The organism is Micromonospora sp. NPDC005087, from assembly GCF_042872965.1.
Taxonomy (GTDB): Bacteria; Actinomycetota; Actinomycetes; order Mycobacteriales; family Micromonosporaceae; genus Micromonospora.
This window is the reverse complement of record NZ_JBIALB010000008.1, coordinates 240,596-254,776: the sequence shown is the minus strand read 5'-3', so window position 1 is coordinate 254,776 and position 14,181 is coordinate 240,596. Positions and strand designations below refer to the sequence as shown.

Below are 14,181 nucleotides of genomic sequence, written 5' to 3'. Positions count from 1 at the left end.
GGGAGCGGTGGGTCAGTCGGAGAGCTCGTGGAGGTCGATTCGGCCCCGGGCGAACGCGTCCACCCGCCCCCAGCGGCCCGGGATGTCCAGCACCTCGATGCGGCCCATTCCCCTCGGCAGCCGTGGATCGACCGCCAGGTGACCCTCGTGTGGCTCCAGACCGAGCATGGTGCGCAGCAGCAGCAGCGGCGTACCGGTCGACCACGCCTGCGGGCTGCACGCCGTCGGGTACTCCACCGGGAACTTCGTCAGCTCCCGCGGGTAGCCGCCGAACGCCTCCGGCAACCGCCCGTCGAAGTAGGTCGCCGCGTCCAGGATGCCGCTGGCGATCGTGGCAGCCTCCTCGGCGAAGCCGTACCGACGCAGACCCCAGGCGATGAAGGAGTTGTCGAACGGCCAGATCGTGCCGTTGTGGTAGCCGATCGGGTTGTACCGTGCCTCCCCCTCGGCCAGCGTCCGCACCCCCCACCCGGTGAAGAGGCGCGGCCCCACCAAGTGCTGCGCGAGCTTCTCCGCCCGGTCGGGATCGACAATCCCGCTCCACAGCAGGTGGCCGATGTTCGAGCTGAGGACGTCGCACTGGCGGCCGTCCGGGTCCACGGCCAGCGCGTAGTACTCGCCGTCGGCCACCCAGAAGTCCCGGTTGAACCGCTCCTTCAGCGCCGCCGCCTCCCGCTCCAACTGGTCGGCGAACTCCGGGTCACCCCAGAACTCCCGCGCCAGCCGGGCCGCGCGGATCTTCGCGTCGTACGCGTACCCCTGCACCTCGCAGGTGGCCCGGGGGAACGGCGGCAGGGTGCCGTTGGAGTAGGAGATCGAGTCCCAGGAGTCCTTCCAGCACTGGTTCTCCAGGCCGGTGTCGGTGTTGCGCCGCTCGTACCAGATGTAGCCGTTGCCGACCAGGTCGGCGTAGCCGTCGATCCATCTCAGCGCCGCCCGGGACTCCTGCTCCAACTCCTTGACCAGCGCGACGTCCCCGGTCCACCGCTCGTACTCGTCGAGCAGCACGACGAACAGCGGCGTCGCGTCCACGGAGCCGTAGTACGGCGAGTGTGGCTGCTCCTCGAAGGCGGCGGTCTCGCCGTAGCGCATCTCGTGCAGGATCCTCCCGGGGTCCTCGTCGCGGAAGTCGTCGAACCGGCTGCCCTGGAGAGCGGCCAGGATCCGCAGGGTCGTCTTCGACAGTTGCGGGGTGAACGGCAGCGTCTGCAGGCAGGTGAGAATGCTGTCCCGGCCGAACATGGTCATGAACCAAGGCAGGCCGGCGGCCGGCAGGGTGGCGCCGCCGAGCGACAACGGCGAGAAGCGCAGCGCCGCCAGGTCGATCAGGCTGCGCTGGTACGTGCTGGAGATCCGGCCGTGCTCACTGTTGACCTTGGGCGCGCCCGCGATCCACTGCTCCAGGTCGTGCTGGAGGGCGAGCCGCTCGCCGCCGTGCACCCGCAGCCCGATCCGCAGGTCCCGGTCGCCGGGCCCGACCGCGTGTGTCTGGACGTCGATCGCGGTGTTCCACTGCTCGCTCGGTTCCAGGTGGACGGTGTACGCGAACCCCTTGCTGTCGTAGCGGGCCGGCACGGACGAGGAGATGATTGTTTCCCGCCGGAAGTTGCCCCGGCGGTAGCCCAACCGCATCCGGTCCGCCTCGACCTCGGTGTAGATCTCGCCCTTCTTGTTCAGGATCTCGTCCTTGACCTGGAAGAGGTCGGCGAAGTCCGACGCCGCCTCCATCCGGATCTCCAGGTCCACCGGCTTCTCGTCGTGGTTGAGGATGGTGATCTGCTCCCGGAAGCTGCCGCCGACCGCCCGCTCCCGGATGATCGACAACTTCGCGTCGATGTAGTGCGTGGCCATCCCCGGCACCAGGAAGAACCGCGATTCGAAGTACTGGAGGTCGTCGAAGGAGAGCGAGTTGAGCCGCTCGCCGTTCACGGTCAGCACCCAGGTGGACAGGAACCGGGTGTCGATGGAGAACAGCCCCGTCGGCTCGCTCGGTGTCGCCTCGATGTCGCCGGTGTCCTCGCAGACGACGAAGGTGTTGCCGTCCAGGATCCGGATCGTGTTGCTCTGTCCCATCAGTGCACCTCCCCGGCGAATCGGTGGCGCGGCCCGACCGAGTCCGGGGAACCCGGGAAGATCCGCTCCACCTGCACCACCAGGCGGGCGTCACCCACCACCGTCATGTCCCCCCGCAACAGGGCGGCCAGGCCGTGCTCGCGGCCCGTGGCGATGTCGTCGAAGAGGGCCGGGCTGGTCCCGATGACCGTGTCGGCCTCCCGGTCCTCCTGACTCACGTTCAGCCTGCCGTGGTCGATACTCAGCAGCCAGTGCCGGGTCTGCGCCCCCTCGTGCAGGTCGATGCGCAGTGTCCCGGAGGTCTTCGCCAGCCGGGGCTCGTACCCCCGCCGGTCAAGCTCCTCGAAGAACCTCGTGGTCGCGTCCACCATCGGGTCCACTCCTCCCCCAGTTGCGCCCGCCCGGGATCCCCGCCGCGCTCGCGTGGCGCGCAGGACCGGCGTTGCACGTCCCCGCACGGGTCCCCGCCGGTTCTCCGGTCAACCTCGCCCGGATCGGGTGAGCCGCCGGGAGGTGTCGGACCGGCGGGGTAGCGTGCCGGGCAGAACGGTGGAAGCGCTGGGACGTCCGTGACGGAGGGGCTCATGACGGGGCAGGCGCCGCGGGTCGACCGGCGGCAGGTCCTCGCGTACCGAATCGCGGCCCAGCAGCTCGACCGCTCCGGCGGCAGGCGTCCCGGCGACCTGGCGGTGCTGTCCCTGGGCGTTCAGGACACGCCGTACGGCTCGGCCCGGCAGGCGCTGGCGGCGCGCGGCGCGACCGAGCCGGACGACCGGCTGGAGCTGGTGTGGTCGATGCGCGGGGCACCGCACCTGCACCGGCGTGCCGAGCTGCCGGCCCTGGCTGCGGCGCTCTGGCCGCTCAGCGACGCCGACGCCACCCGCCGGATCCCCGGGCAGATCGGTGCGGGGGCCAAGCTCGGGCTGGCTGCGTTCCGGGCCACCGCCGAGGCTTTCCAGGCGGTGGTCACCACCGAGCTGGAGCGCGGCGTGGTCAGCCGGGCGGTCTCCGAGCGGGTGCCCGCCGAGCTGACCTACGACTGCCGGGCGTGCCAGGCGCGGCACATCTCGGGGTCGGTGTTTCAGCAGGCCGGGCTCGCCGGCGGGGTGCGCCTGGTGGTCGCCGGCCGGGCCGCCCGGCTCGCCCCGCTGCCCGACTGGTCCGGCCCACCCGCCGCCGCGGCGCACACCGCCGAGCTGGTCACGACCTACCTGCGACTGCTCGGCCCGGCCGCCCCGGCCGACGCGGCCGGCTTCCTCGGCACCGCCGCCGCGGAGCTGCGCCGGGTCTGGCCGGCCGGCCTGGTTGAGGTGCTGGTCGACGGCCGGGCCGTGTGGCTGCCGGCCGAGGCGCTCGACGCGTTGACCGGGGCCCCGGCGCCCCGCCTGGTGCGGCTGCTGCCACCGGGAGACCCCTTCCTCGCCGGCCGCGACCGTGACCTGCTGGTGCCCGCGAAGGAGCACCAGCGGCAGCTGTGGCGGGCGATCGGCAATCCGGGTGCGCTGCTGTTGGATGGCGAGATCGCCGGCACCTGGCGGGCGCGGCAGGCTGGAAAGGGGCGGCTGGAGCTGACCGTCAGCCCGTTCTCGGCGCTGCCCGCCCGGGTCCGGCGGGAGGTCGACGCCGAGGCGGCCACGGTCGCCGCCGCTCGCGCCGCCGCCGATGTGCAGGTCCGGGTCGAGCCCACCTGACCGGGTGGCGTGCGCCGGCCAGCGCAACGCCGGCCCTCCCCGGAGGGAGAGCCGGCGCGCGCCCGCGGCGGACGGGTCAGTTGTTCGGATCGTCGGCGCTGATGTCCGCCAGCACCGACTGCGGTTCGCGCTCGACCGCGAGGTCGCCCATCGAGACGAGGCCGACCAGGCGCCCGTCGTCGATCACCGGCAACCGGCGTACGGCGTAGGTGCGCATCAGATCCGCGGCGGCAACGGCGTCGTCGTACTGGCTCACCGTGACCACATCGCGGGTGGTGATCTGGTTCAGCCGGGTCGAGCCCGGGTCCATGTTCTCCGCGACACCCCGGACCGTGATGTCCCGGTCCGTGACGATCCCGACCACGCTGTCGCCGTCGGTCACCACCACGTCACCGATCGCGCTGTCCCGCATCTCCTGCGCGGCCGCGATGAGTGTGTCGTTGCCGTCCATCGTCACCAACCGGGTCGTCATGAACTCTCCGACCGTTGTCATGGTGCTCCCCTCTCGGTGTCGGCACGGCCCGTCTACCCGCCGTCCGGGGCGGGGTAACGCGTGCTACCCGCCGGGCAACGGTCCCGACGCGGCCGGCGCGGCGCGACCCAGCTCAGCGCGCTTGATCGAACTCGACTTCCTGGAGGTCGGGCTATCCGGGTGGCCGGGACAGCCCGACTTCCGGGAAGTTGAGTCGATCCCTACGCGCGGCACGGCGGGCCCCACACGGTCCCGGTAGGTGGACGCGGCCCGGTGCGCCCTTCTCGGGGGCGGTCGCTGTTGTGAGCGATATACCTGTGAGGCATAAATATGCCTCTGAGGTATACCGCTCGCTGACCACCTCGCCTCCGCGGTGGTCGACTCGATGTCAGCGATGTCGTAGTGTCCCGGGCCTCCGGATGGCCCGGTATCGGCGATACCGAGATGATCCGGCGAGGCAGCAGCCCGGCGGGGCGGGGCGGCGCGGGGCGGGGCGGCGCGGGGCGAGGCGAGGCGGCGGCCAGTTGCGCGCCCTACCGGCGCGACCCCGACGGCGGGGCGGCGGGGCCGCGCTTCGCTGCCTACGGTGGGCGGGTGATGACGGGCGAGCATGAGCTGCGCGCACTGGTCGCCGGCAGCGGATGGCTGACCCGCGCACTGGTCGTGGTGCGTGACTCCGGCCTGCCGGACGCCTGGATCGGCGCGGGCGCCCTGCGCGACCTCGTCTGGGGTGAGCGGTACGGCGACGGGTTCGACCCGGCGACGGTCCGGGACGTGGACGTGGTGTTCTTCGACCCGATCGAGCTGAGCCGGGAGGCCGACGACCGGGCGACTGCCCGTCTGACGGCGGCCTGGCCCGAGCCGCCCTGGCAGGCCCGCAACCAGGCGGCGGTGCACACCTGGTACGCGGCGAAGTTCGGCGGCGCCCCGATCGCTCCGTATCGCAGCGTGGCCGAGGCGGTCGCCACCTGGCCGGAGTACGCCACCGCCGTGGCGGTCCGGCTGGACCGGGCCGACAGGTTGGTCGTCTGCGCCCCGTACGGCCTGACCGATCTTCTGGGCGGGGTGTGGCGGCACAATCCCGCCCGGGTGGACATCGCGCGGTCCCGCCAGCGGCTGGCCCGGCACCGGCCGGCGCAGCGCTGGCCCGGCGTGACCGTGATCGACCCGGGCTGACCGGGGAGTGGACGGCCCGTCAGCCGCGGGGCGGCATGCCGTAGATGCGCTCGACGTGCAGGCGCAGCACCAGCCGCCCCTCGGCGACCATGGCCTGGCGGTAGTCGTCCCAGTCCGGGTGTTCGCCGCGTAGCGACCGGTAGAGCCCCACCAGTTCCTCGACGGTGGCGTCGCCCGGTTCGGTGGCCGGCGGGGTCAGCTCGGCGCGGCCCTCGACCACCGCGTACGCCCAGCCGTCCTCGCTGCCCACGTGGAAGCTGGCTCGCGGGTCGCGGCGCAGGTTGGCGGTCTTGGCCCGACCGTCGGTGACGGAAACCCGGATCAGCCCCGCCTCGCGGTCGAAGGAGTAGATCACAGTGGACAGCTGGGGCCGCCCGTCCCGCTTGATCGTCGCGAGCACGCCCATCGAGCGGCCGCCGATCAGGTCGGTCAACGCCTGCTGGGTCCGGTCATCCGGCACGGCATCCTCCAGGTGGCAGAGTCGGCTTCGTCCATCCAAGCACGACCGGAGGGCTGCCGTGCCCGCCGAGCCACGGCCCACGCACACCGAGGCCCCCGCCGGAAGCCGGCGGGGGCATGACGTAACGGCGACGGTCAGCGACGCTCGGCGGCGACCAACTCGGCGATCTGCACGGCGTTGAGCGCGGCGCCCTTGCGGAGGTTGTCGTTGGAGCAGAACAGCGCGAGGCCGTACTCGACGGTCTCGTCGGCGCGGATCCGGCCCACGTAGGTTGGGTCCTGCCCGGCCGCCTGCAACGGCGTCGGCACGGCGGTCAACGCGACCCCGGGCGCGCTTTCGAGCAGTTCGTGGGTCCGCTGCGGGGTGAGCGGCCGGGCGAACCGGGCGTTGATCTGGAGCGAGTGGCCCGTGAAGACCGGCACCCGGACGCACGTGCCGGAGACCTTCAGGTCGGGGATCTCCAGGATCTTGCGGCTCTCGTTGCGGAGCTTCTGCTCCTCGTCGGTCTCGAACGAGCCGTCGTCGACGATCGAGCCGGCCAGCGGGAGCACGTTGAAGGCGATCGGCTCGGCGAACGAGCGCGGCGCGGGGAACTCCACGGCCGACCCGTCGAAGGCGAGCCCCGAGGCGTGCTCGGCGACCTTGCGGACCTGCTCGTCCAGCTCGGCGACGCCGGCCAGCCCCGCGCCGGAGACCGCCTGGTAGGTCGAGACCACCAGACCGACCAGACCGGCCTCGGCGTGCAGCGGACGCAGCACCGGCATCGCGGCCATCGTGGTGCAGTTGGGGTTGGCGATGATGCCCTTCGGCCGATCGGCGGCGGCGTGCGGGTTGACCTCGGCGACCACCAGCGGCACCAGGGGGTCCATCCGGAACGCCGAGGAGTTGTCGATCACCACGGCGCCGGCCTCGGCGACCCGGGGGGCCAGCTCGAGCGAGGTGCCCTTACCGGCCGAGAAGAGCACGACGTCCAGCCCGGAGTAGTCCGCGGTCGCGGCGTCCTCGACGGTCACCTCGCCGTCTCGCCACGGCAGCGTACGCCCGGCGGACCGCGCCGAGGCGAACAACCGCACCTGCTCCGCCGGGAACTCCCGCTCCGCCAGCACCCGCCGCATCACGCCACCGACCTGGCCGGTGGCCCCCACAATGCCGATCCTCATGCCCGCGAGGCTACCCAGCTCGCCCCCACAACCGGGAGCCCTTTCCCACCCCCCGGGTCCCGCATCACACCCACCCGCACCCTCACTCCCACCTGCGGTCAGAGGTGGGTGATCATCTCGCCCAGGGCGGCGGCGGTGAGATCGTCCCGGATGAGGGCGGCGTCGCCCTCGATGACCAGGGTCAACGCGTCCGGGTGCAGGTGGGTCGCGGCAGCCGCGGAGACCTGGTCCACGTCGGCGGCGAGCAACTTCTCGCGCAGCCGGGCGTGGTAGTCGTCCGGCAGGTCGTGCACCACCAGCGTGGTCAGCGCGGAGGCGATCGCCCGGGGGCTCTGCAACTCGACCGAGAGCTGCCCGGCCCGCCAGGAGCGGGCCACCGCCAGCTCGTCCTCGGTCACCCCACCGACCTGGGTACGGGTGATCTCCCCCACCGCCTCGACCAGGGCCGGCGCGGTCACCGCAGTCTGCACCCCGGAGCTGACCGCGAACCGGCCGAACCGGCGGGACGAGGCGAAGTCACCCCGAATGCCGTACGTGTAGCCGTGCACCTCGCGGATCAGGTGGTTGAGCCGGGAGGTGAACGCCCCGCCGAGGACCGTGCCGGCGAGCGTCATCGGCACATGGTCGGGATGCGCCCGGTGCGGCGCCGGGTGGCCCAGCCGCAGCGTGGACTGCACCGAGCCCGGACGGTCCACCAGGATGATCCGCCGCCCGGTGCGCACCGGCACCTCGATCGGGCCGCCCCGGTCGGCCGGGCCCCCGCCGGTGCCGGCGAACACCGCGGCGGCCAGCGCGTCCAGGTCGATCCGGTCCAGGTCACCGGCGACGACCAGGGTGCCCGGCCGCAGGAACCACTCGGAGTGGAAGACGGTCACGTCCTCGACGTCCAGCCCGGCCACCGACTCCGGGTCGCCGTACATCGGGCGCCCCCACCGGTTCTGCGCGCCGAACAGGTCGGCGCGCAACGCGGCGTCGGCGCGCGGGCCCGGGTTCGCCCAGTCCATCCGCAGCGCGTTGGCCTCGTCGTCGCGGACCCGCCGGACGTCGGCCGGGTCGAGTCGGGGCGTCCGCACGGCCTCGGCGAGCAGCTGCACCGCGGCGGTCAACCGGTCGACCGGCACCTGGACGCTGACCTGGAACGAGTCCCAGTCCAGCCCGGTCACCAGCTCGGTGCCGAGCGCCTCGATGGCCAGCGCGTACGCGGTCGCGTCCCGCTGTGCGGTGCCCTCCTCCAATGCCTTGGCCAGCACCCCGCCCAGCCCCTCCTTGCCGGTCGGCTCCCGACCGGCGCCGGCGTCGAGCAGCAGCAGCGCCACGGCGAGGTTCTGCCCGGGCAGGTGCGCGGCGACCACCTGACCACCGGCCACGGCGCGGCGAACCACCGGCGGGAACCGGTACGGGCGGGCGGCGCCCGGGCCGGGACGGTCGACGATCAGCGTCATGCGGTCTCCTCGGGCAGGTAGGTCAGGGTCGCCCGGTCGGCCGCGCCGAGCACGTCGACGGCCGCCTCGGCGATCTGCTCGGCGGTCACCGCGAGCCAGGCGGGCAGCCGGTCGGCGGCCCGGGCCGGGTCACCGAACTGGGTGGCGTACCGGCCGAGCGTGTCCGCGCGGCCGTCCACTGTCGACATCTGACGCCACCACGCGGTGCTCAGCAACGCCTTGGCGCGGTCCAGCTCGGCCGCGGTCACCGGCACGGTGGCCAGCTCGTCGACGACCGCGGTCAGCCCCTCGGCCAGCCGCTCGGCGCTGACTCCGGGGCGGGCGGTGGCGGTGGCGATAAGCGGCGCCGGGGCGTGCGCCAGGTCCACCCCGTACGCGCCGACCAGGTCCGGCTGGGCGATCCGCTCACCGTCGGCGAGACGCTGGTAGAGCCGGCTGCCACGACCACTGCCGAGCACGGTGGCGAGCACGGTGAGCACGTCGTACCCCGGGCTGCCGAACGGGTAGCCGCGGTGCGCGACGTACACGCGGGGGGCCGGCACGTCGGCGGTCACCTTCTCCACGGCCGGCCGCCCGGTCGCCGGGACGGTCCGACCGTCCGGGGCCTGCGGGATGTCGTCGCGCGCGGGCAGCGCGCCGAAGTACTTGTCAGCCAGCGCGAACACCTCGGTGGCCTCGGCGTCGCCGACCACGGTGAGCACGGCGTTGTTCGGCGCGTAGTACGTCTGGTGGAACGCCTGGAAGGTGGCGAGGTCGGCGGCGTTGAGGTCGGCCATCGAGCCGATCGTCGCGTGATGGTACGGGTGACCCGGCGGGTAGAGCAGCGGCAGCAGCCGCAGCCAGGCGTCGCCGTACGGGACGTTCTCGTAGCGCTGCCGGCGCTCGTTCTTCACCACGTCACGCTGGTTGTCCAGGGTCTCCTGGGTGAGCGCGGGGACCAGGCCGCCCATCCGGTCGGCCTCCAGCCAGAGCGCCAGCTCCAGGTGCTCGGCCGGGACCGTCTCGAAGTAGTTGGTCCGGTCCGGGTTGGTGGTGGCGTTGAGCGAACCACCGGAGCCCTGGATCAGCTTCATGTGCTCGGTCTTCGCCACGTTCACCGAGCCCTCGAACATCAGGTGCTCGAAGAGGTGGGCGAAGCCGGTCTGCCCACCCGGCTCGTGCCGGGAGCCGACGTCGTACCAGAGGTTGACGGCCACCGCCGGGGCGGTGCGGTCCTCGCTCACCACCACGCGCAGGCCGTTGTCCAGTCGGGACGTCTCAATGGGCCAGGGGTAACCGCTGTCGGGCATGGCACGACGCTATCCGATCTCGCGGGCGGAAAGGTGACGTGCGGTCGGTCGGCGAGCGGGCCGGGGTTGCGGCCGGCCCGCTGGCCTGGCTGCGGGAGCAGACCTACCGGGGCTCACGCCGGGGGCGCGGAGCGAGCGTTCAGTCCGGCGGCTCGGACGCGACCACCGTCTGATCCGAGGTGCGGCGCTCCAGCACGGTGTCGGGCGCAGCGTTCTGGTCCTCCTCGCGGATGTCCGACTCGGTGAGGATGGCGTCGGCCTGCGCCTCCGGGTCGTCGCTGCCGACCGCCGCCTCCTCGGGCAGGAGGTGCGCGCGGGACTCCACCCGGTCCTGGTCGCTCTGCTCGTCAGTCATGGCACCCCTGTTACCCCGACCCCGGCCCCGGCACGCGGTGTTCCGCCGCTTGGTTGTGCGGGTCCCGCTCTCCGTCGGGTACGCTGACGTCGTGACGCTTTCGTATCGATGGTTTAGGCAGCCGGCTCGCACGCCGGTGACTTCACCATGATCTGACGTCACCACGTACCGAGCCGGCTGGGCAGGAGCTGTCGCTCCTGCCCTTTTGCGTACGAGCAGCCGGCTCGTCCCGGGCACCGGCCCCGGGCACGGTCGGCGGAAGGATGCCCACCGTGACGACCCCGGAGACCGATCGGGTCAGCGATCAGCGGATCGACCGTGTCGTGCCGCTGACCACGCCCGCGCTGCTGCACCACGAGCTGCCCCTGGACGCCCCGCTCGCCTCGGCCGTGCTGACCGGCCGACGCGCGGTGGGTCGGGTCCTGGACCGCGAGGACGACCGCCTGCTGGTGGTGGTCGGCCCGTGCTCGGTGCACGACCCGGCTGCGGCCCTCGACTACGCGCAGCGGCTGCGGACCGCCGCCGACCGGCTCGCCGACGACCTGCTGATCGTCATGCGGGTCTACTTCGAAAAGCCGCGTTCCACGGTGGGCTGGAAGGGGCTGATCAACGACCCGGGGCTGGACGGCAGCGGGGACGTCAACACCGGCCTGCGGCGGGCCCGGGCGCTGCTGCTCGACGTACTGCGCCTCGGGCTGCCGGTGGGCTGCGAGTTCCTCGACCCGATCACGCCGCAGTACATCGCCGACACGGTGGCCTGGGGCGCGATCGGTGCCCGCACGGTGGAGAGCCAGGTGCACCGGCAGCTCGCCTCCGGCCTGTCCATGCCGATCGGCATGAAGAACCGCCCGGACGGCAGCATCGGCACCGCCGTGGACGCGATCCGCGCGGCCGGCGTTCCGCACGTCTTCCCCGGCATCGACTTCTCCGGCACCCCGGCGATCATGCACACCCGGGGTAACACCGACGGGCACCTGGTGCTGCGTGGCGGGGGCGGCCGGCCCAACTACGACGCGGAGTCGGTGGCCGGTGCGCTGGACCTGCTCCGCGCGGCCGGGCTGCCGGAGCGTCTGGTGATCGACGCCAGCCACGCCAACAGCGGCAAGGACCACCGCAACCAGCCGCTGGTCGCCGCGGACGTGGCCGCCCAACTGGCCGACGGCCAGCGCGGGATCACCGGCGTGATGCTGGAGTCGTTCCTGCTGCCCGGCCGGCAGGACCTCGACCCCACCCGGGAGCTGGTGTACGGCCGCTCGGTCACCGACGCCTGCCTCGGCTGGGACGACACCGCCGAGGTGCTCGACCACCTGGCCACCGCCGTCCGGGCCCGCCGGGCCACCCTGCCGACCCCCGCCTGACCCACCAGGGGGCTGTGACGACGGACACGGCGGTGGACGGAACAGTTCCGGGGGTCGGCCCGTTGACTGAGGTGTCGGTGTGTCCAGTGTCCCCGGGCCTCACCCAAATAGCCTTCGCGGAATACCGTCCGGCTGGAGCCGCGTAGTGCCACTCGCCGAGAGGCGACCTGCACACCGACACCAGCGCCGCCCCCGGCCACCCGGCCGGGGGCGGCGCTGTCTGTACGCCCGCCGGGGCCAGCCACAAGCCCGCCGGGGGTCAGCCACTGCGGCGTGACGTTTGACCGATTCCGGCCCGGGTAGCTGATCGGCGTGACCGACGACGCATCCGTGGCCGGCGAACCGGACACCGAGGCCCTCGACGACCTGCTCGACGACATGTACCGGGGTCAAGAGCGGGTCACCCAGGCGGACATCTACCGCCGGGCGGTGGCCGCCGACCTCCCGGCGGACCTGCTCGCCCGGATCGACTCGCTGCCCGAGGGCGAGTACGCGGTGGACGAGGTCAGCGACCTGCTGGGCGGCTCCGTCGGGTGAGCGCGCCCGCCGCATCGCATCCCGGGCCGAGCGCGCCCGGTTCGCCGACCACCTCAGAGGAGACACCCACATGACGCACCACGAGGACCACGACGAGAAGGTGCCGGCGCTCGGCGAACCGCCAAAGGGCAGGGACACCACGCCCGAGCCGGACTTCGCCAACGAACACGACCGGACCGCCGTGGACCGGGACATCATCACCGGGGCGGACGAGGACGAACGGGAGCCGGAGTCCCCGCACGGCTGGTCCGGCATGCAGCGCTGACGCGTACGCGAGCGGGGGCCGGCATCCGTCGGCCCCCGCTTCGTTCGTCCGCGAATCAATCGTCGTCGTGGCCGCCCTCGGCGGCCTGCTGTGCGCTCGCGTACGCCATCTGCAGGAAGTCGGACGCGGCGACCGCGGTGAGCGCGGTGGCCACCAGCCGGGTCAGCCGGGGCGCGAGGACCAGCCCGCCGGTCAGCCCGGTGGCCACCCAGACGGCCAGACAGAACGGGCAGCTCAGCAGCTCCCCGATGGCGTGCCGGGTGGAGCTGCCCGAGTCACGGACCTGTTCCATCACCTCGCCGCTGCCGATCGGGCGGTCGTAGCGGGTGAACGGTGCCCGCAGCGGGCTGGTCACCGCGTCCTTGGACAGTAGCCGGCTCAGCTTGTGCGTGGCGATGGAGAGCAGCACCACGTCGGCCGGGGCGGGCCGCTCGGGCACCGGCCGCCCGGTCACCCGGACCAGGCCGGCGATGGCACCGGTCACCCCCGCGTAGGTGCCCATCGCCACCAGGTAGCCGCCGAGCGGGCGGTGCTCGTGCGGCGCGTACGCCCGACGCAGCCGGGCCGCCTTCTGTCGCAGGCCAATGCCGGTCACCCGACCTCCTCACATGTCGTGGTGGTGCGGGAGCAGTCCTCCCGCGTGGCCGGTGACGTCTCAGCCGGCCTGGAGGTTGTCGGCGACCTCGCGTACCAGGTTGCTCAGCGCCTCGTCGGCCAACTGGTCCGGGGCCGCCCCACCCGAGCCGTCGGCCAGGTCGAGCTGGATCCGCGCCCCGCCGGCGTCCGCCGGCTCCACCTTGATCTCCGCGGACCAGTCGGTGTCGCCGCCGCCCCAGCGGGCCCGCAGTTCCTCGCTGCTGATCTCCGTCGCTGGGCTGCCGTCGCCGCGCAACGGCTCCGGCAGCCACGCCGAAGCCCGGGCCGGGTCGGTGGCCGTGTTGAAGACCACCTCGGGCGGCGCCGACATGCCCCGCACAGCACGCGCCGCCATCAGGCGTCCCGCAGGCGGCTCGGGTCCACCTCCCGGCCCGGGTGGCGGGCCAGGTACTCGGTCTCCAGCTCCGCCGTGCGCCGCAGGTGGTTGGCGAGCGCGGAGTCCGCCGCGTGCCGGAGGGTGTCCAGACGAGTGCGGTGCAGGCTGTGCATCTCGCGGATCAGATCCTCGTCGCTCAGCTCCGTCGGGTCGACGCCGAGCTCGTCGCCTTCGAGTTCCGCGCCAGCGCTCGCCGGGTCGGCGAGGTGGTCGCCGCCCCACTCCGGCACCCGCTGCTCGGGGCTCATGTCCCTGCTGCCACTGGACGGAAAGCCGTCCTCGCGTACCGATCCGGTCATCATCGCCCCCCTGGTCTCGTTTGGGCTGGCGTCTAGACGGATGCCCACACCGGGTGTCGCCAAACCATGCCCCGCCGTACGACAACTACGACACGGTGTCGGAGATCCGCCCGGTCCCCGGTACCCTCGACGCCATGAGGTGGCTCTGGACCCCGGCGTGGATCGCGCGTCACGTGGCCATGGTCGTGCTGGTCGTGGGCTTCCTCGGGCTGGGCTGGTGGCAGGTCAGCCGGGCCACCGCCGGCAACAGCATCAGTTGGGGGTACGCGGTCGAGTGGCCGGTCTTCGCCGGCTTCGTGGTCTACGTGTGGTGGCGTGAGGTGCGCCTGGCCCGCCGGAGGACGGCGGCCGCCGTTGAACCGCCCGCCGACCCCGCCGACGCACCGGTCGACGAGGCGGCGCCGACCGTGACCACCGGGTCCCGTCCGGCGGTACGCCGACCGGTGCGGGTCGCCCGGGTCCCCGCCGGAGGCGAGGCTCCCGACGACTCGGACCTGGCCGCCTACAACGACTACCTGTCATGGTTGAACGCCAATCCGGGCGCCCGGCCCGGTGACTATCCCGGCTGAGC

17 protein-coding genes are annotated in these 14,181 nt (G+C 72.9%); 6 read left to right on the top strand and 11 right to left on the bottom strand.

Features of this window, described 5'->3' with window-relative positions; genetic code table 11:
• Positions 1-12: 12 nt before the first annotated feature.
• Together ACFYPS_RS20655 and ACFYPS_RS20650 are read right to left on the bottom strand one after the other, a co-directional pair.
• A complete protein-coding gene (locus ACFYPS_RS20655) occupies positions 13-2,073 on the bottom strand; it encodes a glycogen debranching N-terminal domain-containing protein (protein WP_354963935.1) in 2,061 nt (686 codons plus the stop codon).
• Positions 2,073-2,444, bottom strand: coding sequence for an SCP2 sterol-binding domain-containing protein (locus ACFYPS_RS20650; protein ID WP_354963934.1), 372 nt, complete (start codon positions 2,442-2,444; stop codon positions 2,073-2,075). Before ACFYPS_RS20650 ends, ACFYPS_RS20655 begins: the two co-directional genes overlap by 1 nt.
• A gap of 213 nt (positions 2,445-2,657) precedes the next feature.
• Here ACFYPS_RS20650 and ACFYPS_RS20645 point away from each other — a divergent pair, with 213 nt between their 5' ends.
• On the top strand, positions 2,658-3,764 hold the full coding sequence (locus tag ACFYPS_RS20645) for a DNA glycosylase AlkZ-like family protein (protein ID WP_387326140.1): 1,107 nt from the start codon (positions 2,658-2,660) through the stop codon (positions 3,762-3,764).
• A 76-nt stretch (positions 3,765-3,840) separates the two neighbouring features.
• Here the strand turns inward: ACFYPS_RS20645 and ACFYPS_RS20640 are convergent, their stop codons facing one another.
• On the bottom strand, positions 3,841-4,257 hold the full coding sequence (locus tag ACFYPS_RS20640; RefSeq protein ID WP_074313909.1) for a CBS domain-containing protein: 417 nt from the start codon (positions 4,255-4,257) through the stop codon (positions 3,841-3,843).
• Between the two features lie 576 nt (positions 4,258-4,833).
• Here ACFYPS_RS20640 and ACFYPS_RS20635 point away from each other — a divergent pair.
• The gene (locus ACFYPS_RS20635; protein ID WP_387326135.1) at positions 4,834-5,412 is read left to right on the top strand and encodes a nucleotidyltransferase family protein; all 579 of its coding nucleotides are present in this window, start codon (positions 4,834-4,836) and stop codon (positions 5,410-5,412) included.
• Positions 5,413-5,431: 19 nt separating this feature from the next.
• Here ACFYPS_RS20635 and ACFYPS_RS20630 read toward each other — a convergent pair whose 3' ends face one another.
• From ACFYPS_RS20630 to ACFYPS_RS20610, 5 genes are all read right to left on the bottom strand, one after another.
• Positions 5,432-5,872, bottom strand: coding sequence for a PPOX class F420-dependent oxidoreductase (locus ACFYPS_RS20630; protein ID WP_354963931.1), 441 nt, complete (start codon positions 5,870-5,872; stop codon positions 5,432-5,434).
• 134 nt (positions 5,873-6,006) lie between these two features.
• A complete protein-coding gene (locus ACFYPS_RS20625; protein ID WP_354963930.1) occupies positions 6,007-7,032 on the bottom strand; it encodes an aspartate-semialdehyde dehydrogenase in 1,026 nt (341 codons plus the stop codon).
• Positions 7,033-7,130: 98 nt separating this feature from the next.
• A complete protein-coding gene (locus tag ACFYPS_RS20620) occupies positions 7,131-8,474 on the bottom strand; it encodes a pitrilysin family protein (RefSeq protein ID WP_354963929.1) in 1,344 nt (447 codons plus the stop codon).
• Positions 8,471-9,763, bottom strand: coding sequence for a M16 family metallopeptidase (locus ACFYPS_RS20615; protein WP_387326130.1), 1,293 nt, complete (start codon positions 9,761-9,763; stop codon positions 8,471-8,473). The genes ACFYPS_RS20620 and ACFYPS_RS20615 overlap by 4 nt, the downstream gene beginning before the upstream one ends.
• 139 nt (positions 9,764-9,902) lie before the next feature.
• Positions 9,903-10,118, bottom strand: coding sequence for a hypothetical protein (locus ACFYPS_RS20610; protein WP_354963927.1), 216 nt, complete (start codon positions 10,116-10,118; stop codon positions 9,903-9,905).
• A 263-nt stretch (positions 10,119-10,381) separates the two neighbouring features.
• Here ACFYPS_RS20610 and ACFYPS_RS20605 point away from each other — a divergent pair, with 263 nt between their 5' ends.
• From ACFYPS_RS20605 to ACFYPS_RS20595, 3 genes are all read left to right on the top strand, one after another.
• A complete protein-coding gene (locus ACFYPS_RS20605) occupies positions 10,382-11,476 on the top strand; it encodes a 3-deoxy-7-phosphoheptulonate synthase (protein WP_354963926.1) in 1,095 nt (364 codons plus the stop codon).
• A gap of 303 nt (positions 11,477-11,779) precedes the next feature.
• Positions 11,780-12,013 carry a hypothetical protein gene (locus ACFYPS_RS20600; protein WP_387326225.1) on the top strand — a complete coding sequence of 78 codons (234 nt, stop codon included), beginning with the start codon at positions 11,780-11,782 and terminating at the stop codon, positions 12,011-12,013.
• 70 nt (positions 12,014-12,083) lie between these two features.
• Positions 12,084-12,278: a hypothetical protein gene (locus ACFYPS_RS20595; RefSeq protein ID WP_354963924.1), complete on the top strand. Its 195-nt coding sequence runs from the start codon at positions 12,084-12,086 to the stop codon at positions 12,276-12,278.
• A gap of 55 nt (positions 12,279-12,333) precedes the next feature.
• Here ACFYPS_RS20595 and ACFYPS_RS20590 read toward each other — a convergent pair whose 3' ends face one another.
• The 3 genes from ACFYPS_RS20590 to ACFYPS_RS20580 are packed head-to-tail and all read right to left on the bottom strand — an operon-like array spanning position 12,334 to position 13,613.
• On the bottom strand, positions 12,334-12,873 hold the full coding sequence (locus tag ACFYPS_RS20590; protein ID WP_354963923.1) for a DUF1360 domain-containing protein: 540 nt from the start codon (positions 12,871-12,873) through the stop codon (positions 12,334-12,336).
• Positions 12,874-12,933: 60 nt separating this feature from the next.
• Positions 12,934-13,269 (bottom strand): hypothetical protein, encoded by a 336-nt coding sequence (locus ACFYPS_RS20585; RefSeq protein ID WP_354963922.1) that lies wholly within the window; start codon positions 13,267-13,269, stop codon positions 12,934-12,936.
• Complete coding sequence (locus tag ACFYPS_RS20580; protein ID WP_354963921.1) at positions 13,269-13,613, bottom strand: DUF6158 family protein; 345 nt, start codon at positions 13,611-13,613, stop codon at positions 13,269-13,271. The genes ACFYPS_RS20585 and ACFYPS_RS20580 overlap by 1 nt, the downstream gene beginning before the upstream one ends.
• Positions 13,614-13,744: 131 nt before the next feature.
• On the opposite strand from ACFYPS_RS20580, the gene ACFYPS_RS20575 reads away from it, so the two are divergent.
• On the top strand, positions 13,745-14,179 hold the full coding sequence (locus ACFYPS_RS20575; protein WP_354963920.1) for a hypothetical protein: 435 nt from the start codon (positions 13,745-13,747) through the stop codon (positions 14,177-14,179).
• The last annotated feature ends 2 nt before the right edge of the window (positions 14,180-14,181 follow it).